At 72.6% G+C, this 20,334-nt stretch carries 23 protein-coding genes; 13 read left to right on the top strand and 10 right to left on the bottom strand.

Annotation, left to right across the window (positions count from 1 at the left end; genetic code table 11):
* Positions 1 to 85 precede the first annotated feature (85 nt).
* Together K1X13_RS12275 and K1X13_RS12270 are read left to right on the top strand one after the other, a co-directional pair.
* On the top strand, positions 86 to 1,786 hold the full coding sequence (locus K1X13_RS12275) for an acetolactate synthase (protein ID WP_221025329.1): 1,701 nt from the start codon (positions 86 to 88) through the stop codon (positions 1,784 to 1,786).
* Entirely contained in the window at positions 1,786 to 2,277 is a 492-nt protein-coding gene (locus K1X13_RS12270; protein ID WP_221025328.1) for a GNAT family N-acetyltransferase, read from the top strand. Before K1X13_RS12275 ends, K1X13_RS12270 begins: the two co-directional genes overlap by 1 nt.
* Here K1X13_RS12270 and K1X13_RS12265 read toward each other — a convergent pair.
* Positions 2,258 to 2,647, bottom strand: a complete 390-nt coding sequence (locus K1X13_RS12265) for a thioesterase family protein (RefSeq protein WP_221025327.1) — start codon at positions 2,645 to 2,647, stop codon at positions 2,258 to 2,260. The two genes, K1X13_RS12270 and K1X13_RS12265, sit on opposite strands and share 20 nt — an antisense overlap.
* Positions 2,648 to 2,780: 133 nt before the next feature.
* On the opposite strand from K1X13_RS12265, the gene K1X13_RS19850 reads away from it, so the two are divergent.
* Positions 2,781 to 2,855 (top strand): 50S ribosomal protein bL37, encoded by a 75-nt coding sequence (locus tag K1X13_RS19850; protein WP_369759046.1) that lies wholly within the window; start codon positions 2,781 to 2,783, stop codon positions 2,853 to 2,855.
* A 134-nt stretch (positions 2,856 to 2,989) separates the two neighbouring features.
* Here the strand turns inward: K1X13_RS19850 and rsrA are convergent, their stop codons facing one another.
* From rsrA to K1X13_RS12240, 5 genes are all read right to left on the bottom strand, one after another.
* Positions 2,990 to 3,274: a mycothiol system anti-sigma-R factor gene (gene rsrA, locus K1X13_RS12260; RefSeq protein WP_221025326.1), complete on the bottom strand. Its 285-nt coding sequence runs from the start codon at positions 3,272 to 3,274 to the stop codon at positions 2,990 to 2,992.
* On the bottom strand, positions 3,271 to 3,909 hold the full coding sequence (locus tag K1X13_RS12255) for a sigma-70 family RNA polymerase sigma factor (RefSeq protein ID WP_221025325.1): 639 nt from the start codon (positions 3,907 to 3,909) through the stop codon (positions 3,271 to 3,273). The genes rsrA and K1X13_RS12255 overlap by 4 nt, the downstream gene beginning before the upstream one ends.
* A 135-nt stretch (positions 3,910 to 4,044) precedes the next feature.
* On the bottom strand, positions 4,045 to 4,692 hold the full coding sequence (locus tag K1X13_RS12250) for an alpha/beta hydrolase family protein (protein WP_221025324.1): 648 nt from the start codon (positions 4,690 to 4,692) through the stop codon (positions 4,045 to 4,047).
* Between the two features lie 7 nt (positions 4,693 to 4,699).
* Entirely contained in the window at positions 4,700 to 5,458 is a 759-nt protein-coding gene (locus tag K1X13_RS12245; protein WP_221025323.1) for an SOS response-associated peptidase, read from the bottom strand.
* A gap of 67 nt (positions 5,459 to 5,525) precedes the next feature.
* On the bottom strand, positions 5,526 to 6,107 hold the full coding sequence (locus K1X13_RS12240; RefSeq protein ID WP_225914967.1) for a hypothetical protein: 582 nt from the start codon (positions 6,105 to 6,107) through the stop codon (positions 5,526 to 5,528).
* Positions 6,108 to 6,518: 411 nt separating this feature from the next.
* Here K1X13_RS12240 and K1X13_RS19410 point away from each other — a divergent pair, with 411 nt between their 5' ends.
* The 6 genes from K1X13_RS19410 (at position 6,519) to rsgA (ending at position 14,377) form a co-directional block, all read left to right on the top strand.
* Complete coding sequence (locus K1X13_RS19410; RefSeq protein ID WP_221025322.1) at positions 6,519 to 8,594, top strand: sigma-70 family RNA polymerase sigma factor; 2,076 nt, start codon at positions 6,519 to 6,521, stop codon at positions 8,592 to 8,594.
* Positions 8,595 to 8,849: 255 nt separating this feature from the next.
* Positions 8,850 to 10,157 (top strand): aspartate--tRNA(Asn) ligase, encoded by a 1,308-nt coding sequence (aspS, locus tag K1X13_RS12230; RefSeq protein ID WP_221025321.1) that lies wholly within the window; start codon positions 8,850 to 8,852, stop codon positions 10,155 to 10,157.
* A gap of 117 nt (positions 10,158 to 10,274) precedes the next feature.
* Positions 10,275 to 10,802, top strand: a complete 528-nt coding sequence (locus K1X13_RS12225; RefSeq protein ID WP_221025320.1) for a DoxX family protein — start codon at positions 10,275 to 10,277, stop codon at positions 10,800 to 10,802.
* A gap of 246 nt (positions 10,803 to 11,048) precedes the next feature.
* On the top strand, positions 11,049 to 12,023 hold the full coding sequence (locus K1X13_RS12220; RefSeq protein WP_221025319.1) for a YibE/F family protein: 975 nt from the start codon (positions 11,049 to 11,051) through the stop codon (positions 12,021 to 12,023).
* Entirely contained in the window at positions 12,020 to 13,339 is a 1,320-nt protein-coding gene (gene aroA, locus K1X13_RS12215) for a 3-phosphoshikimate 1-carboxyvinyltransferase (RefSeq protein ID WP_221025318.1), read from the top strand. Before K1X13_RS12220 ends, aroA begins: the two co-directional genes overlap by 4 nt.
* Entirely contained in the window at positions 13,340 to 14,377 is a 1,038-nt protein-coding gene (rsgA, locus tag K1X13_RS12210; protein ID WP_308249531.1) for a ribosome small subunit-dependent GTPase A, read from the top strand.
* A 66-nt stretch (positions 14,378 to 14,443) separates the two neighbouring features.
* Here the strand turns inward: rsgA and K1X13_RS12205 are convergent, their stop codons facing one another.
* Positions 14,444 to 14,914 carry a DUF2231 domain-containing protein gene (locus K1X13_RS12205; protein ID WP_221025317.1) on the bottom strand — a complete coding sequence of 157 codons (471 nt, stop codon included), beginning with the start codon at positions 14,912 to 14,914 and terminating at the stop codon, positions 14,444 to 14,446.
* 99 nt (positions 14,915 to 15,013) lie between these two features.
* Between K1X13_RS12205 and hisN the strand changes: the two genes are divergently transcribed.
* On the top strand, positions 15,014 to 15,940 hold the full coding sequence (gene hisN, locus K1X13_RS12200) for a histidinol-phosphatase (protein ID WP_221025316.1): 927 nt from the start codon (positions 15,014 to 15,016) through the stop codon (positions 15,938 to 15,940).
* Here the strand turns inward: hisN and K1X13_RS12195 are convergent.
* A complete protein-coding gene (locus K1X13_RS12195) occupies positions 15,858 to 16,700 on the bottom strand; it encodes a hypothetical protein (RefSeq protein ID WP_221025315.1) in 843 nt (280 codons plus the stop codon). The genes hisN and K1X13_RS12195 overlap by 83 nt on opposite strands.
* Before the next feature lie 124 nt (positions 16,701 to 16,824).
* On the opposite strand from K1X13_RS12195, the gene K1X13_RS12190 reads away from it, so the two are divergent.
* The 3 genes from K1X13_RS12190 to K1X13_RS12180 all read left to right on the top strand — a co-directional run bounded on the left by K1X13_RS12190 (position 16,825) and on the right by K1X13_RS12180 (position 18,613).
* A complete protein-coding gene (locus K1X13_RS12190; protein WP_221025314.1) occupies positions 16,825 to 17,262 on the top strand; it encodes a CBS domain-containing protein in 438 nt (145 codons plus the stop codon).
* Between the two features lie 85 nt (positions 17,263 to 17,347).
* Positions 17,348 to 18,070 carry an NYN domain-containing protein gene (locus K1X13_RS12185; RefSeq protein ID WP_221025313.1) on the top strand — a complete coding sequence of 241 codons (723 nt, stop codon included), beginning with the start codon at positions 17,348 to 17,350 and terminating at the stop codon, positions 18,068 to 18,070.
* A gap of 165 nt (positions 18,071 to 18,235) precedes the next feature.
* On the top strand, positions 18,236 to 18,613 hold the full coding sequence (locus K1X13_RS12180; protein ID WP_221025312.1) for an FKBP-type peptidyl-prolyl cis-trans isomerase: 378 nt from the start codon (positions 18,236 to 18,238) through the stop codon (positions 18,611 to 18,613).
* 58 nt (positions 18,614 to 18,671) lie between these two features.
* On the opposite strand, the gene K1X13_RS12175 is transcribed toward K1X13_RS12180, so the two are convergent.
* Positions 18,672 to 18,887, bottom strand: a complete 216-nt coding sequence (locus tag K1X13_RS12175; protein WP_221025311.1) for an RNA-binding S4 domain-containing protein — start codon at positions 18,885 to 18,887, stop codon at positions 18,672 to 18,674.
* A gap of 34 nt (positions 18,888 to 18,921) precedes the next feature.
* Positions 18,922 to 20,181, bottom strand: a complete 1,260-nt coding sequence (locus tag K1X13_RS12170; protein WP_221025310.1) for a DUF445 domain-containing protein — start codon at positions 20,179 to 20,181, stop codon at positions 18,922 to 18,924.
* Positions 20,182 to 20,334: the final 153 nt, after the last annotated feature.

The raw sequence follows: 20,334 nt of genomic DNA, 5'->3' as shown, positions 1-20,334 counted from the left end.
GCTCACCGTCGGCGCCGGTCGGCGCCGACCGAGGGTCACGCCGGGGATCCTGGGCATCGGGGATACCAGCGGGTAACCTGCGCGCATGAGCGACGACTCCTCCCGCGCTGACGACGCGAGCACGCCGGCCGACGGACCGCTGATCGACGGGCACGGGGGTGACCACGCGGTCGCCGTCGCCGCCGCCCACGGCGTGGACACGATGTTCACCCTGTCCGGCGCGCACGTGTTCCCGATGTACGACGGGGCGGTGAAGGCCGACCCGCCGATGCGGCTGCTCGACGTGCGGCACGAGCAGACCGCGGTGTTCGCCGCCGAGGCGCTCGGCAAGCTCACCCGGGTCCCCGGCCTGGCCGTGCTCACCGCCGGTCCCGGCGTGACCAACGGGGTCAGCGCCGTCACCCAGGCCCAGTTCAGCGGCTCCCCCCTGGTCGTGGTCGGCGGCCGCGCCCCCGCCAACCGCTGGGGCATGGGCAGCCTCCAGGAGCTCGACCACCCGCAGGTGCTGGCACCGGTGACGAAGCTGGCCCGGACCGTGCACGACGTCGCCGGGATCGCCTCCTCGGTCGACCAGGCCTTCACCGTCGCCGGCTCCTCCCACCGCGGGCCCACCTTCCTCGACGTGCCGATGGACCAGTTCTTCGACAAGGCCTCGGTGGAGCGGCCGGCCGTCGGTGGGCGCCGCCGGGTCGAGCCGGACGCCGAGGCGGTCGCGGAGATCGGCGACCTGCTCGCGCAGGCGCGCCGCCCGCTGCTCGTGCTGGGCACCGACGTCTGGGCCGACGGCGCCGAGGAGGCCGCCCTGCGGCTCGTGGAGTCGCTCGGCCTCCCCGTCGTCACCAACGGGATGGGCCGCGGCGTCGTACCCGGCGGGCACCCGCTGCTGGTGACCAAGGCCCGCAGTGCCGCCTTCGGCACCGCCGACCTGGTGGTCGTGGTCGGCACCCCGCTGGACTTCCGGCTCGGGTACGGCGTCTTCGGTGGCAGGGACGGCGCCACGGCGGCACGGGTCGTGCACGTCGCGGACTCCGAGGGCCAGGTCTCGCGGCACGCCGACCTCGCCGGCTCGGCGTACGGCGACCTGACCCTGGTCCTCGAGAGCATGCAGACCGCCGTCGAGCAGCAGCTGCGCAAGCCCGACTGGAGCGCGTGGGTCCGCGAGCTGCAGACCGCGGTCGCCTCGGCCGTCGAGCGCGACCACACCCTGCTGCGGGCCGAGGCCGACCCGATCCACCCGGCCCGGATCTACGGCGAGCTGCTCCCCCGGCTCGCCGACGACGCGGTCGTGATCGGCGACGGGGGCGACTTCGTGTCCTTCGCCGGGAAGTACGTCGAGCCCAAGCGCCCCGGCGGCTGGCTCGACCCGGGCCCGTACGGCTGCCTCGGCGCCGGCGTCGGTGCCGCGATCGGCGCCCGGATCGCCCGCCCCTCCTCGCAGGTGGTGCTGCTTCTCGGCGACGGCGCGGCGGGCATGTCGCTGATGGACGTCGACACGCTCGTGCGGCACGACCTGCCCGTGGTGATGGTGGTCGGCAACAACTCCGCCTGGGGCCTGGAGAAGCAGCCGATGCAGATGCTCTACGGCTACGACGTGGTCGCCGACCTCGCCCCGCAGACCCGTTACGACGAGGTGGTCAAGGCGCTCGGCGGGGGTGGCGAGACGGTCACCGACCCGACGCAGGTCGGCGCCGCCCTCGACCGTGCGTTCGCCGCGGACGCGCCGTACCTGGTGAACGTGATCACCGACGTCGACGCCGCCTACCCGCGGAACACCTTCGGCGTCTGATGGAGCACCGGGTCCGCCGCGTCGCGACCGACGAGCTCGAGGAGGTCGGCCGCCTCACCGTCGAGGCGTACCGGGACGACGGCTACCTCGACGCCGACGACGAGTACCTGCACGAGCTCGCCGACGCCGCCTACCGCGACCGCGAGGCAGAGGTGTGGGTGGCCGTCGACGACACCGGCGTGCTCGGCTCGGTCACGTTCTGCCCGCAGGGGTCGGAGCTGGCCGAGGTCGCCCGCGCCGGGGAGGGCGAGTTCCGGATGCTGGGCGTGACCGCCCGGGCCCGGCGACGTGGGGTGGCGGAGGCGCTGGTCCGGCGGTGCGTGGACCGTTCCCGGGAGCTCGGGTACGACGGCCTGGTGATGTCGAGCATGGCGGAGATGGCCGCCGCGCACCGGCTCTACGACCGGCTCGGGTTCCGCCGGGAGCCGCAGCGGGACTGGTCCCCGCACGAAGGGCTCACGCTGCTGGCGTTCAGCCTCCGGCTTGGCTGACCCGGGCCAGGAACCGCTCCCGGTCGACGACCACCCGGGTCACCTCGCCGTGGCCGACCACCCGCCCGTCGGAGGCGTGCGACGCTGCGACCTGGAACCGCACCAGCCGCCCGTCGACGTACGCCACCGTGGCCTGGACGTCGAGCGTCTCCCCCACCGGGCTCGCGGCGAGGTGCTCCAGGGAGACCCGGGTGCCGACACTGGTCTGCTCCGCGGACAGCGAGTCCGCGAGCGCGGCGCAGGTGGCCGCCTCGCACCAGGCCAGCAGCCGCGGGGTGCCGAGGACGGCGAGGTCGCCGGAGCCCACGGCGGCGGCCGTGTCGGCGTCGGTGACGGTGAACCTCAAGGTGGCGCTGTCTCCGGTCTGCATCCCGCCATCCAAGCAGGTCGCCGGTCGGCGCACGGAGGCCGATTGGCCGAACCGGGCGGTGGTTTGAGATACTGGCACCCTGCCCTCACCTGCCCGGTGGGGGCCGTTCATTGTCGGCGTTGAGGAGGACACCATGGGAAAGACCGGCCGCAAGCGCCGCGCCCGCAAGAAGAAGGGCGCCAACCACGGTAAGCGCCCCAACGCCTGACCCAGGCGTTTCTTGCGCGCACCGCGCGCTGAACATGGAAAGACCCCGGCCGTCCACGGCGCGGGGTCTTTCTCGTCTCACGGGCACGCGACGTCGGGCCGGCGTCCGGCGCAGGCACGGTCCCGGGTGAGGTCTCAGAACTCCTGGACCCGGGTGTCGGTGGTGATCTCCACCTGCACCTGGCGGATCCGCAGGAGCACCTTGTCGCGCAGGCTCTCCGGCGCGTGCTCGGAGCACGACCGGGCGACCAGCGACTTCACGGTGCGCTCGAGGTCGTACTTCTCCAGGCACGGCCCGCACTCGTCGAGGTGCTGCTGGATCTCGCTGCAGTCGGCCTGCGCCATCTCGTTGTCGATGAAGAAGAAGACGCGTTCGAGAACCTCGGAACAGTCTTTGTCGTGGGGCTTGCCGCAGCTCATCGGGCGCCTCCCTGGTCCGAGCCGGTCATGGGGAGCACGCCCCGGTCACGCACGTAGTCCTCGAGCATGTCGCGCAGCTGGCGCCGTCCCCGGTGCAGCCGCGACATCACGGTCCCGATGGGTGTGTCCATGATCTCGGCGATCTCTTTGTACGGGAATCCCTCGACGTCGGCGAGGTACACGGCGAGCCGGAAGTCCTCCGGCAACTGCTGCAGGGCGTTCTTCACGTCGCTGTCGGGGAGCCGCTCGAGCGCCTCGGTCTCCGCGGACTTCAGACCCGACGAGGTGTGTGACTCGGCCCGGTGCAGCTGCCAGTCCTCGACGTCCTCCGTCATCGCCTGCAGCGGCTCGCGCTGCTTCTTGCGGTAGGAGTTGATGAACGTGTTGGTGAGGATGCGGTACAGCCAGGCCTTGAGGTTCGTGCCCTGCTTGAACTGGTGGAACGCGGCGAACGCCTTGGCGAACGTCTCCTGGACGAGGTCCTCGGCGTCCTGCGGGTTGCGGGTCATCCGCATCGCGGCCGAGTAGAGCTGGTCGAGGTACGGCATCGCATCGCGCTCGAACCGCGCGGACCGCTGCTCGTCGGTCTCCGGAGCCTCGAGGCTCTCCGGGTCCGTGGGGGTTTTCTCAGTCATTGCCTCCCAGCCTACCGGCAGCGGGAGCACCGACTCCGGGGTGCGGACGGAGTAGCCGGGTCGACACGGCAGTGTTCCGACCACCTCGGCCTCCTTCTCAGTCGTCGTCGCGAACGGTCCTGGGTGGTGAACACGTCACTCCCCGTTTCGATTCCCGACCACCTCGCGCACCACCCACTCCAACGTGGCCTCGACGATGATCCCCAGCGCGTCCTCCTGGGAGACGTCGCCTCGCTTGGGCACGCGGAACCCGTGGTCGGCCCCGGGTACGACGGTGAGGTCGACGTCGGCGGGGAACTCCTCCGGCGCCCCGAACGTGTCGCGCTCGCCCTGGACGACCAGCGTCGGCAGCCCGGCGGACTTGAGCTCCTCGAGCCGCGAGCGCTCCGGCCGGCCGGGCGGGTGCAGCGGGAACGCGAGCGCCAGGAAGCCGCTGGCGCCGAGGGTGCGGGCGCACCGGGCGGCCGCACGGGCGCCGGCGCTGCGCCCGCCGAGCACCAGCGGGGTGCGGGTGCGCATGCTGCCCGCGGCGGCGACCAGGCACTCGTCGAGCACGGCCGGCCGCGGGGCGAGTCGCTTGCCGGCGACCCTCCACGGCATCTCCAGGCGGACCACCGAGATCCCGTCGCGGGGCAGCTCGCGGGCCAGCGTCTCGAGGTCAGGCGACTCGATGCCGCCGCCCGCACCGTGGTTGAGCAGGAGGGTGGCCACCGGGTTGCGCGACCGGTCGGTGACCAGGCGTGCGTCTCCGTGCGGCGTGGGGACGGTGCGTGTGGTGCTCACCGCTCGATCATGCCGGGTGCGGCGGTTCGGTGGCGAGCGGCTCGAGCAGGTCGGGCCCGTTGTTCTTCACGCTGTTCACCATCGTGGAGACCGGGTAGGCCTCGAGCCGACCCGGGGCCGCCGGGACCAGGAGCTCCGTGAGCACCTCGGGGTCCGACCGGGTCGGGTCCAGCCAGGCGCCGTACCGCTCGCGCTCGACCAGCAGCGGCATCCGGTCGTGGATGTGCCCGAGGTCGTCCTCGGCGCTGGTGGTGAGCACCGTGCAGGTCCATCGGAAGCGCTGCGGGTCGTCGTCGTCGCGGGTGGGGTCGCGCCAGATCTCGTACAGCCCGGCCATCGCCATCACCGACCCGTCCCGGGGGTGGATGAAGAACGGCTGCTTGAGCGGCTTGCCGGCCTTCGTCCTCTGCTCGGTGGCGTACCACTCGTAGTAGCCGTCGGCGGGGAGCAGGCAGCGCCGGGACGCGAACGGCTTGCGGAAGGCCGGCTTCTCGGTGACGGTCTCCATCCGGGCGTTGATCATCTTGTTGCCGATCGACGGGTCCTTCGCCCAGGACGGCACCAGCCCCCAGGTGAGCACCCGGAGCTGACGCTGCGGAGGGCGATCCTTGTCCGAGGAGGGCGGCCGCTCGACCACGGCGTACACCTCCTTGGTGGGGGCGACGTTGTAGTCGGGCGCGAGGCCCTCCTTCACCTCGGACCGGTCGATCTCGAACTCCTCGACGAGGTCCTCGGGACGACGGCTCGACGCGTAACGGCCACACATGCCGCTCAGGTTAGCCCGGTCCCGGCGCCACGGCCCGGGTCTCGCGCCGTCGCGGCCGGCGGGACGGTCAGCCGCGGGCGAGGTCGTCGAGCAGCCGTGTCGCGGACTCCGCGGACGTCGGCAGCCCCTCGATCCACAGCCGCACGTGCAGCCCGCCGAGGTCGAGGTCGCCGACCAGCTCGCGGAGCGTGGCGACCGACGAGCCGAGGTCGGGCGTCCGTCGTACGACGACCACCGCACGGTCCGCGCCGAGCCGGCCGAGGGTCTCCTCCCCGGCGAACACCATCCGCACCGTCTCGGTGACCTGGACCAGGTTCAGCGCCCGGGCGAACCGGTGGCCGGGCAGCGGCCCCGCGCTCGTCACGGTCATCTCCACCACGACGAGCGCGTGGCTGCGCAGTACCGGGACCCCGGTCAGCTCGGCCTCGCGGTACACCTCGTCGAGCCGGGTCCGGACGTGCGCGAGGCTGGCCAGGCCGGTCAGGGGGTCCTCGCAGGACAGGTCGTGCAGGAACTCCAGGGTCGCCTCGCTCCACGCGACGCTGAGCGCCTCGGTCGCGGCGAAGTCGGGCTCGCGCCCGACGACCAGGTGGTAGGTCGTGCGCAGACCGGTCAGTGCCTCCCCCAGGGCGGCACCGTCGCGGGCCACGTCACGACCTACCACGCTGCAGGACGCGAGTGTGTCGGCAGACGACGCCAAGGCCTCCCCCACCGCCTCGAAGCGAGCCGGGAGCACCCGGCGTACCTCCGGAGGCAGCTCCCCGCCTGGCTCGTCCAACACCGCCGGGCCACGGCGACGCGTGAATGCCGGAAAGATGGACACCGGCAGCCCCCTCTCGCGTCGTCCTGGCACTGTGGTCACGTCCTACCGAGGTGAGACGGACCGCCCCGCGGCACGTGACGCGGAAGTCGGAACTTTTAACCCTCTTCCCGACGTGTGCGGTGATTTTCGGACATAACGACTAGTTGCTGCCGAGCGGCGGAGAACCGTCTACCGTGAAATCGCCGGGATCGCGGGACATCAGGTCTCCTGGACCGACATAGCCCTTCGTAGACGGATATGACTGAACTCCTCAGCGGTGTGCAAGCACCCAGCGACGCCGAGCTGATCTCGCGCGTCCGCGGGGGCGACGTGGCTGCCTACGGCGAGCTCTTCGCCCGTCACGTCGAGGCAGCCAAACGCCTCGGCCGCCAGCTCGTGCGCGGTCCCGACATCGACGACCTGGTCTCCGACGCGTTCGCGAAGGTGCTCCAGGTGCTGCAGGGCGGGGGCGGTCCCGACGTCGCGTTCCGCGCCTACCTGCTGACCGCGGTCCGGCGGCTGCACGTCGACCGGGTCCGCGCGGCCTCCCGGGTGCAGCCGTCCGACGACATGGCGCAGTACGACGACGGCATCCCGTTCCAGGACACCGCCGTCACGAGCTTCGAGAACGGTGCCGCGGCCCGGGCCTTCGCCTCGTTGCCCGAACGCTGGCAGCTGGTGCTGTGGCACCTCGAGGTCGAGGGCAACAAGCCCGCCGACATCGCTCCCCTGCTCGGGATGAGCGCGAACTCCGTCTCGGCGCTGGCCTACCGGGCCCGTGAGGGGCTGCGCCAGGCCTTCCTCACCATGCACCTCGCCGACACCGCGACCGCCCAGTGTCGCTGGGTCAACGAGCACCTCGGCGCCTACGTCCGCCGCGGCCTCTCGCGCCGCGACACGACCAAGGTCGAGCAGCACCTCGACGAGTGCCGCCGCTGCACCGCCATGTACGTCGAGCTCGACGAGGTCAACTCGAACCTCGCCGGCATCATCGCCCCGCTGCTGCTGGGCGCGGCGGCCGCCGGGTACCTCTCCTCCTCGGGCGCCGCCGGCGCCGGTGGCGTCCTCACCCTGCTCGGCCGGGTCCGGGACGCGGTCACCGCCAACGTCGGTGTCGCCGCCACGGGCGCGGTCGCCGCCGGAGTCGCGAGCGTGGTCACCACGGCGCTGGTCGTCGGCGCCTGGCCGGGCCAGCGCGAGGTCGTGGTGAGCGCCGACGAGCCGGTCGGCGTGGTCCAGGCACCCGCCCGCGACCTGGACGGCGCGGACAGGTCCGACCGGAGGCGGGACCCCGCCGCACGGCGCGAGGCGACCACCGCCGCCTTCGCCGACCAGACGCGTCCCGAGCTGCCGGTCCAAGCGGAGCCCACTGCTCCCGCCCCGGTGGACCCGGTGGATCCCGGCCTCACCGACCCGGTGCCGCCCGTCGACCTGACCGATCCCGACCTGCCCATCCCGGTCGACCCGATCGATCCCGAGCTCCCGGCGCCCGTCGACCCGACCGATCTTCCGGTCCCGGTCGACCCGACGGAGCCTGCGCCGGTGGACCCGGGCACCACGGACCCGGTGAACCCCGTCGACCCGACGGACCCCGGCACCACGCCCGGCCCCGGTCCGGTGGAGAACCCCGGTCCGCCGTCCGACGAGACTCCGCCGCCCGGCGACGGGGTCACCCCTCCCGGCGAGGTGACACCTCCGGGCGAGGTCACTCCTCCCGGCGAGGAGACCCCTCCCGGTGACGGCACGACGCCGGACGAGGACACGACCCCGGGACAGAGCGACGGCCAGCCCGGTGGCGGCAACGACAACGACCCCGGCAACAGCAGCGGCTCCGACGGCGCCGGCGGCAACGGGAACAGCGACCAGGCCGGCGGAGGTGACAAGGGCGCCGACCAGGTGTCGGGCGACGAGCCCGGCAACGGGACCGGCGGTGCGAAGGACGGCGACGACCTCGGTGGCGGTGCCCCCGTCGACCAGGACACCACGCCGGCGCCGGCCGGGCTCGCCTTCGACGGCTCCCCGACGGTGACCAGCCCGTCCGACCAGGGCGCCGGCAGGCACCGCTACCAGGTGTCGCTGACCGTCGCGGGGGTGCAGGCAGGCGACACGCTGACGGTGTCGCTGGAGGACCCCGAGGCCCGTCTGTGCGACGTCGACTGCTCCGAGAGCATGCACGACGCCCCGACCCGGCTGACGTTCACCGTGCCGGCCGGAGCGTCGACGTACTCGATGACCTTCCTGGCTCGTCTCCCCGGCAGCAGCCCGACCACCTTGACGGTCGCGCGTACCGGCACCGCGGCGCCGCTGACCTGGACGGTCCGGCCGACGCCGTAATTCGTGTGACGGCGGCGCCGGTCGTTGCATAGGATCTGCGCACTGCGTTGACGGAGACGAGTAGCCGCCGACCGGTGGAGCACAGAGAGCCGCCCGAACTGCTGAGAGGGCGGAGTCCATCCCGGCGTCGAAGACACTCCCGAGCATGCTCGACGAATGAGGTCGCCTCGGCTTGACGGCGACGAAGGTGTGGTGGCACAGCGAAATCCCCCGTCGCCCACACCTCCTGGGGCACATCCAGGAGGTGAGAGTCCGATGCTTCGCACACAGTCCGCACCACGCACGCTGGCCAGCCAGCTCCCCCACGTCACGCCCGGCGAGACCGTCACGATCCAGGGCTGGGTCCACCGCCGCCGCAGTCTCGCGGCCGTCACGTTCCTCATCCTGCGCGACCGATCGGGGCTGACCCAGGTGGTGGTCAAGGCTCCCGAGACCGTCGCGCAGGTGGCCGCTCTGGGCGAGGAGACCGTCGTGTCGGTCACGGCCACGCTGGTCGCGAACGGCGCCGCCCCCGGCGGCGTGGAGCTCGTCGACCCGGTCGTCGTACCGCTCACCGAGCCGGCGCACACCCCGCCGGTGGAGCTGTGGCGTCCCACCCTGGCCGCCGGGCTGCCCACGCTGCTCGACCACGCGCCCGTCACGCTGCGCCACCCGCGCCGCAAGGCGGCCTGGCAGATCGCGTCGGCCAGCATGCAGGGCTTCCGGCGCGCCCTGACCACCGACGGCTTCACCGAGATCCAGACCCCGAAGCTGGTCGGCACGAGCACCGAGTCGGGTGCGAACGTGTTCACCGTCGACTACTTCGGCAAGCCGGCCTACCTGGCCCAGTCCCCGCAGCTCTACAAGCAGACGCTGGTCGGGGTGTTCGAGCGGGTCTTCGAGGTGGGGCCGGTGTTCCGCGCGGAGCCTCACGACACCGTGCGCCACATCGCGGAGTACGTCTCGCTCGACGCCGAGCTCGGGTTCATCGAGGACCACCGCGACGTGCTCGCCGTGCTCCGGGGCGCCCTCGCCGGCATGGTGTCCGCGGTCGAGGAGCTCGCCGCGGACGCCGTGTCCCTGCTCGACGTACGCCTGCCCGTGGTCCCCGAGGAGATCCCCGTCATCCACTTCTCCGAGGCGCTGAGGCTGGTCGGGGCACCCGAGGACGAGCCCGACCTCGCTCCGGCGCACGAGCGCGCGCTCAGCGCCTGGGCGGTCGAGGAGCACGGCAGCGAGCTGCTCGCGGTCGAGGGCTACCCGATGCGCAAGCGGCCGTTCTACACCCACCCGCAGCCCGACGACCCGCAGTGGTCGAACTCGTTCGACCTGCTCTTCCGCGGGCTCGAGCTGACCACGGGCGGCCAGCGGCTGCACCGCTACACCGAGTACCAGGCGGCGCTCGGGGCGTCCGGGCAGTCGGAGGAGCCGTACGACGGGTACCTGCAGGCGTTCCGGCACGGCATGCCGCCGCACGGCGGGTTCGCCATCGGCCTCGAGCGCTGGGTGGCCCGGCTGACCGGCGCGGAGAACATCCGGGAGGCCCGACTCTTCCCGCGGGACCTGAACCGGCTGACCCCCTAGCGCGGTCCGGCGCGGGCGCCGTACGACGGTGCCCGCGCCGGGCGGCGGCCGGCCGGACGTCGCCCGTGGTGGGACAGGGGGCGCGTGAGCGCAGCCGGATCGGGTATGAATGGACCCATGACCGTCTCGAGAATGCTCGCACGCCCCATGCTCGCCTCGATGTTCGTCGTGGGCGGGGTGACCACCCTCAAGGACAGCGAGGCCGCCGCCACCCGCGCCAAGCCGATCACCGACCGGGTGGTGCCGATGGTGCAGAAGGCGGTCCCCCAGGCGCCGATCCCCACGGACGCCAAGACCCTGGTCCGGATCAACGCGGCCACCCAGATCGCCGCGGGCCTGGCCATCGCGACCGGCCGCGCGCCGCGTCTGGCCGCGCTGACCCTCGCCGCGAGCCTGGTGCCCACGACCATCGCGGGCCACCGGTTCTGGGAGGAGAGCGACCCGGGCGCGAAGGCGAACCAGCGCATCCACTTCTTCAAGAACGTCTCGATGCTCGGCGGGCTGCTCATCGCCGGGATGGACACCGAGGGCAAGCCGGGTCTGGCCTGGCGCGCGAAGCATGCCGCGACCGACGTGCGTCGCGAGGCCAAGCACATCCGCAAGGCCGCCAAGCGCGAGGCCAAGCTCGCCAAGAAGAGCATCTGACCCAGGGACCGGACGATCGCCGGACACCACGGCCACAGTCACCGCGCGGACGATGACCTGGCCGGCAGCCTTCGCCTGTCACGAGCAGCCAGGACCGCCCTCGCCGTCGTCCTGGTCCCGCTCGTCCTCGCCACCGCCGCGGGGCTCTTCCTGCTGTGGCCCGACGAGCCGAACCGGGTCCCCGGGTACGAGGACTACGACCGGATCGCCGGGGTCGTGCAGGACGTGCACCCCTGCGCCCCTGGCGTGAGCCAGGACCTCCAGGGCGGCGCCACCCCCGAGGGGTGTACGGCGGCCACGGTCGACGTCGAGGACCGGGAGCAGCCCGTCGAGGCGGCGATGCCGTACGGCACAGGGGCGCCGACGATCAGCCCGGGCGACCGGGTGCTGCTGTTCCACGCCGCCGACGCGCCACCGGGCCAGCAGTGGCAGTTCATCGACTTCGACCGCAGCCGGGTGGTCTACGGACTGGTCGCGCTGTTCGCGGTCGCCGTCGTGCTGCTCTCCCGCGGGCGCGGCGTGGCCTCGCTGGCCAGCCTCGGGCTGTCGCTGTTCCTGGTGATCTGGTTCGTGCTGCCCAACCTCACCGGGACCACCCCACCGCTGCTGGTCGCGATCGTCGCCGCCTCGGCGATCATGGTGGTCAGCCTCTACCTCGGGCACGGCTTCAACGCGATGACCTCCGCCGCGCTCGTCGGCACGCTGCTGTCGCTGATCCTGACCGGCGTGGTCGGCGGCCTGTTCACCACCGCCGCGAACTTCACCGGGTTCTCCGACGAGTCCACCCGCTACCTCGCCGCGATCAAGGGCGACCTCAACTACGAGGGGCTGATCCTGGCCGGGCTCGTGATCGGTGCGCTCGGCGTCCTCGACGACGTCACGGTCACCCAGTCTGCCGCGGTGTGGGAGCTCTCCGCCGCGGACCCGACCGCCACCCGCCGTACCCTCTTCTCCTCCGCGATGCGTATCGGCCGCGCGCACGTCACGGCCGCGGTGAACACGCTCGTGCTCGCCTACGTCAGCGCGATGCTGCCGCTGCTGGTGCTCCTCACCGCGATCTCCACCACGTTCACCGACGGGCTGCTCAGCGAAGGGGTCGCCCAGGAGGTCGCCCGCGGCCTCGTCGGCAGCCTCGGCATCATCGCCGCGGTGCCGATCACCACCCTGGTGGCCGTGCTCGTCGCCGGTGCCCGCGGCGGCCGATACGCTCTAGCACGATGACTGACGCGACCCCGACCCACGAGCACCCCACCACCCACGGCACCTCAGCGCCGGTCGCCGACCCTTGGCCCGCCCCCCGCGCGACCGGTGCCGTGCGCGCGACCGTGACGCTGCCCGGCTCCAAGTCCCTCACCAACCGCGCGCTGGTGCTGGCGGCGCTGTCCGACGGTCCGTCGGTGGTACGACGGGCGCTCCGCTCGCGCGACACGCTGCTGATGGCCCAGGGGCTCACCGCCCTCGGTGCCGCGGTGGACACCTCCGGCGCCGACTGGCGGGTCACCCCGGGCAGGCTCGCCGGACCGGCCGCGGTCGACTGCGGCCTCGCCGGGACGGTCATGCGGTTCGTGCCGCCGGTGGCCGCGCTCGCGGACGGCCCGGTCGTCTTCGACGGCGACCCGCACGCCCGCACCCGGCCGATGGGCGAGGTGCTCGACGCACTGCGCGGGCTCGGTGTCGCGATCGACGACGAGGGCCGCGGTGCGCTGCCGTTCACCGTGGAGGGCACCGGCCGGGTCCGCGGCGGCACGGTCACCATCGACGCCTCCGCCTCCAGCCAGTTCATCTCCGCACTGCTCCTGGCCGGCGCGCGCTACGACGAGGGGGTCGACGTACGCCACGACGGCAAGCCGGTGCCCTCGCTCCCCCACATCGAGATGACCGTCGCGCAGCTCCGCGCGCACGGCGTCGAGGTCGACGACAGCGACGCGGACCGGTGGCGGGTGCTGCCCGGCCCGGTGCGCGCGCTCGACGTCGACATCGAGCCCGACCTGTCCAACGCCGCGCCGTTCCTCGCCGCCGCGCTGGTCACCGGCGGCGAGGTCACGGTGCGGGACTGGCCGCGCGCGACCACCCAGCCCGGCGACGCGCTGCGCGAGATCGTGACCCTGATGGGCGCAAAGGCCGAGCTGACCGACGCCGGGCTCACCGTGCGCGGTGGCGGCCAGATCCGCGGCATCGACTACGACCTGCACGACGTCGGCGAGCTCACCCCCGCGGTCGCGGCGCTGTGCGTGCTGGCCGGGTCCCCCTCGCAGCTGCGCGGCATCGCGCACATCCGCGGCCACGAGACCGACCGGCTCAGCGCGCTCGCCCGCGAGTTCACCAGGCTCGGCGGCGACGTCACCGAGACCGAGGACGGGCTGGCGATCCGGCCCGCCCCGCTGCACGGCGGGGTCTTCGGCACGTACGCCGACCACCGGATCGCGCACGCCGGGGTGATCGTCGGGCTCGCGGTCGACGGGGTCCTGGTGGAGGACGTCGCCACCACCTCGAAGACGTTCACCGACTTCCCCGGCGCCTGGTCGAGGATGTTCTAGGTGCCCGGACGCCGTCGCTACGACTTCGAGGACCACGAGCGGTTCGACCGGCCACGCCGGCGCACCCGCCCGCGCACCAAGGACCGGCCCACCTACGACGACGCGATCACCGCCATGGTGGTCACCGTCGACCGGGGCCGCTACACCTGCCTGGTCGAGGACGACGGCGAGGACCGCCTCGTGACCGCGATGAAGTCCCGCCCGCTGGGGCGCAAGGGTGTCGTGGTCGGTGACCGGGTGCGCCTGGTCGGGGACGTCTCCGGCGACGAGGGCTCCCTGGCGCGGATCGTGGAGGTCGAGGAGCGGCGCACCGTCCTCCGCCGTACCGCCGACGACGACGACCCGGTCGAGCGGGTGATCGTCGCCAACGCCGACCAGCTCGTCGTGGTGGCCGCGCTCGCCGATCCCGAGCCCCGCCCCCGGCTGATCGACCGGGCACTCGTCGCGGCGTACGACGCCGGGCTCGAGCCCCTGCTGTGCCTGACCAAGCCCGACCTCGCGGACCCGGAGACGCTGCTGGCGGTGTACCGCCCGCTCGGGGTGCCCTACGTCGTGACCGAGAAGGGCCGGGAGCTCGCCGACATCCGGGAGCGGCTCGAGGGCAGGATCAGCGTGCTGATCGGGCACAGCGGCGTCGGCAAGTCCACCCTGGTCAACGGGCTGGTCCCCGGCGCGGACCGGGCGATCGGGGTCGTCAACGCGGTCACCGGCCGCGGCCGGCACACCTCGACCTCGGCGTTGATGCTCCGGCTGCCGGAGACCGACACGCTGCGCGGCGGGTGGATCATCGATACCCCCGGGATCCGGTCGTTCGGGCTCGCGCACGTCCAGCCGGGGCACCTGATCGAGGCGTTCCCCGACCTCGCCGCACTGACCGACGTCTGCCCGCGCGGCTGCACGCACGGGGAGGGTGTCCCTGAGTGCGGACTCGACGAGGCGGTGGCCGACGGGCGCACCGAGCAGGCGCGGGTGGACTCGTTCCGCCGGCTGCTCGCGAGCCGCGAGAAGGCCGAGGACGACCAGCCCTCGCAGCACTGACGTCGTCCGGCCTGACGTCGTACGGCGGCGGGGCGCCTGCCCCGTGCGCGAGGCGGGCGCTGTGGCTCAGCCCCAGACGGCGCGAGCCCCGGAGTCGCCGACCCGCACCACCAGCACGAGGACGGCGACCGCACCCAGCACGAGCAGCACCGGCAGCACCCTCTCCAGGGCCGGCACCCGGCTGCCCTGCGCGCCCCGGCCGCTGGCCAGCGCGCTCGGACCCCCGAGCGACCAGGCCGCGACCACGACGAGGACCGCGAACGGGATCGTGACCCAGAACAGCAGGTCGCCGCGCGCGGAGTGCTCAGCGACGAGCGGCTCGAGCTCCGGCCGGGCCTGCGTCAGCGCCGCGCCGGACTGCTTGGCCAGGAACGCGAGCCCGGTGGCGAAGACCGCGAGGACCGCGGCCGGCCAGCGGGACAGCCAGCGCCAGCGCGGCAGGACCCCCAGGACGACGGCGAAGCCGGCGCTCAGGGGGATCAGCACCACGGCCGCGTGGACCACGAGCGGGTGCAGCGGGAGGCCGGCGATTTCCATCTCCGTAGGCTAGCGGCGCCCACCCGCCGGAGCGGGCCGCGGCTCGCGGCACGGATGCCGTCCACGAGGACCGGGGTGGTGGGGCATAGCCTGTAGGGCATGCCCACCAACTTCACCGACGACCTGAGGCTTGCGCACATCCTCGCCGACGACGCCGACTCGCTGACCACGAACCGGTTCAAGGCGCTCGACCTCCACGTGGTGAACAAGCCCGACCTGAGCCCCGTGACCGACGCTGACAAGACCGTCGAGGAGGGCATCCGGCGGACCCTGTCGCGGGCCCGCCCGCGCGACGCGATCACCGGCGAGGAGCAGGGCTCCTCGGGCCACGGCCAGCGCCGCTGGATCGTCGACCCCATCGACGGGACCAAGAACTACATCCGTGGGGTGCCGGTGTGGGCCACCCTGATCGCGCTGGCCGTCGACGACGAGGTCGTGGTCGGCTGCGTGTCGGCCCCGCAGCTGAACCGTCGCTGGTGGGCCTCCAAGGACGGCGGCGCCTGGACCGGCCGCTCCCTGCTCAAGGCCAGCGCGTGCAAGGTCTCCGACGTCTCGCGGCTCGAGGACGCCTCGCTGTCGTACTCCTCGCTCTCCGGCTGGGAGGAGCGCGACCGGCTCGACGACTTCCTCAGCCTCTCCCGCCGCTGCTGGCGGACCCGGGCGTACGGCGACTTCTGGTCCTACATGCTCGTCGCGGAGGGAGCCGTGGACATCGCCGCGGAGCCCGAGCTCGAGGTCTACGACATGGCCGCGCTCGACGTGATCGTCCGTGAGGCCGGCGGGTCGTTCACCTCCCTGGACGGCACGCCGGGGCCGTACGGCGGCAACGCGCTGGCGAGCAACGGCCGCCTCCACGACCAGGCGCTGGCGTTCCTCGGGGCCGCCGCCGACGACGGGTCGGACCCCGACGTCGTCCGTCGCGGGCCCGGCTCGGTGCACGAGCTCAGTGCACGTCGACGGCCCCCGGCCGCACAGGCTCGGGCCGAGCAGGACCCGTCGGGCGACTCCGGCGTCGACGTGGACTGACCCCGCCGTCCCCCGGTCCGCCGTCACCCGGTCCGCTACCGCCCCCGCGGCCGAACCAGGCCACGAGGTACGGCGCCGCCAGCAGCCCGGCCAGGTCGAACCAGCCGTAGCCGCCCGCGGCGCCCGAGGGCGGGTTGCCGATCGAGACCCAGCCGGTGGGGTCCTGGCTCTGCCACACCCAGGTGCGCAGCTCGGTGCCCACGAGCTCGAGGTAGCTGACCGCCACGAACGCCCCGACGTACACCGGCGTGGACGGGCCCCGCAGCAGGAAGCCGACCAGGCACGCGTACCAGAACGCGCCGAGCGCGTCCGGCCGCTCCGCGAGGAACAGGCCGTAGCCGGCCCAGAGGCCGCCCACGACCAGGACGGCCGCGGTGCAGGCCCGCAGGTGTCGCTCCACGAAGCGCGCGTGGCCCAGCGCGTACGCCGACAGGTAGACCAGGCCGTGCCCCGGCGGGACGTACATCGGGACGTTGTCGAAGCGGTAGAGGTAGACCTCGAGGGTGGGGCTGAAGACGTACTCCACGACGGTCGCGAAGACCACCACGACGGCGGTCTGCGCCCGCACCATGGGCGAGACGCGACGCAGCGCGACCAGCAGGACCAGCCAGGTGGCCACGCCGAGCAGCCGCTGCTGGGCGAGCCCGCCGCTCGCGGAGGCACGGTCGAGCCACAGCACGACGGACAGCCAGCCCATCATCGCGACGCAGGCCAGGGTCCCCGACCGCCAGGGCCGGTCCACCACGTCCGTCGTACGCATGGGCCCCATCCAACCATCCGGCCCCCGCCGAGCCCGGCGGCGAAAGACGACCTACCGCGGCGGGCGGTTCGGCACTAGCCTGCTAGCACCACAGATCGATGACTCGGTACGCGGGAGGTAGCCGATGCGCATCCACCAGGTCCTTGCCGCCAAGGCGATCAAGGACGTCCTCACGATCACCCCCGATGCCACCGTGCGCGAGCTGCTCCGGATGCTCACCGAGCACAACGTGGGCGCGCTCGTCGTCAGCGCCGACGGCACGAGCGTCGACGGGATCGTCTCCGAGCGCGACGTGGTCCGCAACCTGCACGACCACGAAGCCCTGCTCGACGCCACGGTGTCGACGATCATGACCGCCGAGGTACGCACCTGCGACCGCGACGACGCGGTGAACGACCTGATGCTGGTGATGACCGAGCACCGGGTCCGGCACCTCCCCGTCGTGGAGGACGGGCGGCTGACCGGGATCATCAGCATCGGCGACGTCGTGAAGAGCCGGATGAGCGAGCTCGAGTTCGAGCGCGACCAGCTCGACAAGTACGTGCACACCGCCCAGACCTGAGCACTCACCGCCGAAGCCGCCGTTCGGGCGTGGCCCCCACGCGGATCCGAGTACGCTCGGCCCACTTGAGGGAGGGGTGCGGCTCATGGACGGCGCCGAGGGACGGATCGCGCTGCTGATCGACGCGGACAACGCGCCGGCGTCGAAGATCGACGTGATCCTGGCCGAGGTGGCGCGCCACGGCGCCGCGAACGTGCGGCGGGCCTACGGCGACTGGAAGAGCCCCTCGCTCAGGCCGTGGGAGGAGACGCTGCACGCCTACGCCATCCGCCCGATCCAGCAGTTCGCCTACAGCACCGGCAAGAACGCGTCCGACATGGCGATGGTGATCGACGCGATGGACCTGCTGTACGCCGGCAACCTGGACGCCTTCGCGATCGTCTCGAGCGACGCCGACTTCACGCCGCTGGTGATGCGGATCCTGACCCAGGGCGCGAAAGTGTTCGGCTTCGGCGAGAAGAAGTCGCCCTCTCCGTTCGTCAACGCGTGCTCGCAGTTCACCTACGTCGAGGGGCTGGTCAGGCCGTCGGCCGAGCCACAGGAACCGGTGCTCAAGGCCAGTGACAAGAACAAGCTGCGCGGTGACGCCCGGCTCGTGCAGATGCTGCGCAGCGCCGTGGAAGCGGCGAACGGCGACGACGGCTGGGCGAACCTGGCGACGGTGGGCCACCAGATCGGCAACCAGGCGTCGTTCGACCCACGCAACTACGGCTACCAGAAGCTCAGCGACCTGATCGCGGCGACCGAGCTGTTCGAGATGAAGCGCCACGACAAGGGCGTGATGGTCCGGGACAAGCGGAAGGGCTGACGCCGCCGCTCGGACGTGCAGTTGCGCCCGTCGTACGGCGCCGGCACGCCTGGAGCACGGAGCGGGCCCGGTCGAGTGCACGTCCTGTGGGTGGCCGGCCGGACGGGCCGAACTAGACTGCGGGGCGAACCGAACGAGCACACGACACGACGAGAGGTGCGCCCCGTGGCACAGCCCGAGAAGCCCGAGATCGACTTCCCAGACACTCCCCCGCCGAGCGACCTCGAGGTCACCGAGCTCGCTGAGGGCGAGGGCGCCGAGGCCACCGCCGGCAGCACCGTGCGCGTGCACTACGTCGGCGTCGCGCACTCCACGGGTGAGGAGTTCGACGCGTCGTACAACCGCGGCGAACCGCTGCAGTTCCGCCTCGGCGTCGGCCAGGTCATCTCCGGATGGGACCAGGGCGTCACCGGCATGAAGGTCGGCGGCCGCCGCAGGCTCGTCATCCCGCCGCACCTCGGGTACGGCGACCGCGGCGCCGGAGGCGTCATCAAGCCGGGCGAGACGCTGATCTTCGTGGTGGACCTCGTCGACGTCCGCTGAACCAGACCGTCCGAGGGCCGTGGGGCCGGGCCGCGGCTCGCCTCATGGCTTTCGTGCGTCAGGAGACGCGCACCGACTCCTCGCCGAGCGTGACGACGTCGCCCTTGCCCAGCTGACGACCGCGCCGCGTCTCCATCTCGCCGTTCACCGACACGAGCCCCTGCATGAGCAGCGGCTTGGCGTCGGCGCCGTTGTCGATCAGGTCGGCGAGCTTCAGGAACTGACCGAGCCGGATCGACTCGTCGCGGATCTCGACTTCACGGGGAGTGCTCACCGGTCCATTGTCCCCGACGCGGGAGATCGCCGGGTCACCGCACCGTCACGGACACCGTGTGGATCAGGACGCCGACGAGCCCGCCGACGATGGTGCCGTTGATCCGGATGAACTGCAGGTCCCGGCCGACGTACAGCTCGATCCGCTGCGCGGCCTCCTTGCCGTCCCACCGGTCGATGGTGTGGGTGATGACCGCGGTCAGCTCGTCGCCGTACCGGTCGACGGACCACACCACGAGGTCGGCGGCGTAGCCGTCGAGCCGTGCCCGCAGCTCGGCGTCGCCGGACAGCTGGGCGCCGAACTTGGCGAGCTCGTCGACCCCGCGCTGTCGCAGCAGGCCCTCGGGGTCCTGGAGCGACTCGGTCAGCGCCCTGCGGAAGGCTCGCCACAGCGACGTCGCGGTGACCACCATCTGCGGATGGGTGAGCACACGGCCCTTCAGCCGCTCCGCGCGCTCCTGGGTGTCCGGGTCGTGGAGCAGGTCGTCGGCGAGCTGGGCGAGCATGCTGTCGAGCGCCGCGCGGGCGTGGTGCTGCGGGTCGTCGCGGATGTCCTCGACCCAGCGCACCGCCTCGATGTGCAGCCGGTGGGTCACCCGCTCGTTGATCGCCGGCGGCGACCACCACGGGGCCCGCTCCCCGACGACCTCGGTGAACGTCTCCTCGTTGAGCACCAGCCAGCGGTGGGCCTCCGCGAGCGCGAGGTCGACGAGCCCGTGGTGCGCCCCGTCCTTGACGATCTCCTCGAGCAGGCTGCCCGCGACCGGGCTGATCGGCTCGGCGACCAGGCGGGGGATCAGCGCCTCCTCGACGAGCGACACCATGTCCTCGTCGCGGATCCGGGACAGCCCCGCCCGCAGCACGCTGCTCGCCTCGTCGACGACGCGGCGGCTGTGCTCGGGCTTCGTCAGCCAGGCGCCGACCCGCTCGCTGATCCGGGCCATGCGTACGCGGTCGCGGAGGATCTCCTCCTGCAGGAAGTTCTCCCCGACGAACTCCTGGAGGCTGCGGCCGAGCATCTCCTTGCGCTTGGGCACGAGGGCCGTGTGCGGCACGGGGACGCCGAGCGGGTGCCGGAACAGCGCGGTGACCGCGAACCAGTCCGCGATCGCGCCGACCATGGAGGCCTCGGCGCCGGCGTTGACGAAGCCGAGGAAGCCGTCCTGTTCGAGGGTGAGCAGGTAGACGAGCGCGGCGAAGAGCAGCAGGGAGACCGCGAGAGTGCGCATGCGGCGCAGGCCGCGGCGGCGCTCCTCGTCGAGTCCGGCGTCGGGGGTGACCATGGTGAGTGACATCGCGGTCGATTCTGCCCGACGGGCGGTGGCGGTCGACGTACGCACCGGCCGTGGCGACCGGTCAGGTGGGCGGCCCGGAGCGGGTACGGGGGGAACGAGTGACGTCTCGACGCCGCACGAGTGACGTCTCAACGCCGCACGAGTGACCTCTCA

Source organism: Nocardioides jiangsuensis, from assembly GCF_019679455.1.
Classification (GTDB): Bacteria; Actinomycetota; Actinomycetes; order Propionibacteriales; family Nocardioidaceae; genus Nocardioides_C; species Nocardioides_C jiangsuensis.
The sequence above is the reverse complement of the archived record's forward strand: the minus strand, read 5'-3'. Positions and strand labels throughout refer to the sequence as shown.

What these genes read in the sequence shown, in the direction of transcription:
- K1X13_RS12275 (WP_221025329.1), top strand. Translation starts at nt 86, where the DNA reads ATGAGCGACGACTCCTCCCGCGCTGACGACGCGAGCACGCCGGCCGAC.
- K1X13_RS12270 (WP_221025328.1), top strand. Translation starts at nt 1,786, where the DNA reads ATGGAGCACCGGGTCCGCCGCGTCGCGACCGACGAGCTCGAGGAGGTC.
- K1X13_RS12265 (WP_221025327.1), bottom strand. Translation starts at nt 2,647, where the DNA reads ATGCAGACCGGAGACAGCGCCACCTTGAGGTTCACCGTCACCGACGCC.
- rsrA (WP_221025326.1), bottom strand. Translation starts at nt 3,274, where the DNA reads ATGAGCTGCGGCAAGCCCCACGACAAAGACTGTTCCGAGGTTCTCGAA.
- K1X13_RS12255 (WP_221025325.1), bottom strand. Translation starts at nt 3,909, where the DNA reads ATGACTGAGAAAACCCCCACGGACCCGGAGAGCCTCGAGGCTCCGGAG.
- K1X13_RS12245 (WP_221025323.1), bottom strand. Translation starts at nt 5,458, where the DNA reads ATGTGTGGCCGTTACGCGTCGAGCCGTCGTCCCGAGGACCTCGTCGAG.
- K1X13_RS19410 (WP_221025322.1), top strand. Translation starts at nt 6,519, where the DNA reads ATGACTGAACTCCTCAGCGGTGTGCAAGCACCCAGCGACGCCGAGCTG.
- aspS (WP_221025321.1), top strand. Translation starts at nt 8,850, where the DNA reads ATGCTTCGCACACAGTCCGCACCACGCACGCTGGCCAGCCAGCTCCCC.
- K1X13_RS12225 (WP_221025320.1), top strand. Translation starts at nt 10,275, where the DNA reads ATGACCGTCTCGAGAATGCTCGCACGCCCCATGCTCGCCTCGATGTTC.
- aroA (WP_221025318.1), top strand. Translation starts at nt 12,020, where the DNA reads ATGACTGACGCGACCCCGACCCACGAGCACCCCACCACCCACGGCACC.
- K1X13_RS12205 (WP_221025317.1), bottom strand. Translation starts at nt 14,914, where the DNA reads ATGGAAATCGCCGGCCTCCCGCTGCACCCGCTCGTGGTCCACGCGGCC.
- hisN (WP_221025316.1), top strand. Translation starts at nt 15,014, where the DNA reads ATGCCCACCAACTTCACCGACGACCTGAGGCTTGCGCACATCCTCGCC.
- K1X13_RS12195 (WP_221025315.1), bottom strand. Translation starts at nt 16,700, where the DNA reads ATGCGTACGACGGACGTGGTGGACCGGCCCTGGCGGTCGGGGACCCTG.
- K1X13_RS12190 (WP_221025314.1), top strand. Translation starts at nt 16,825, where the DNA reads ATGCGCATCCACCAGGTCCTTGCCGCCAAGGCGATCAAGGACGTCCTC.
- K1X13_RS12185 (WP_221025313.1), top strand. Translation starts at nt 17,348, where the DNA reads ATGGACGGCGCCGAGGGACGGATCGCGCTGCTGATCGACGCGGACAAC.
- K1X13_RS12170 (WP_221025310.1), bottom strand. Translation starts at nt 20,181, where the DNA reads ATGTCACTCACCATGGTCACCCCCGACGCCGGACTCGACGAGGAGCGC.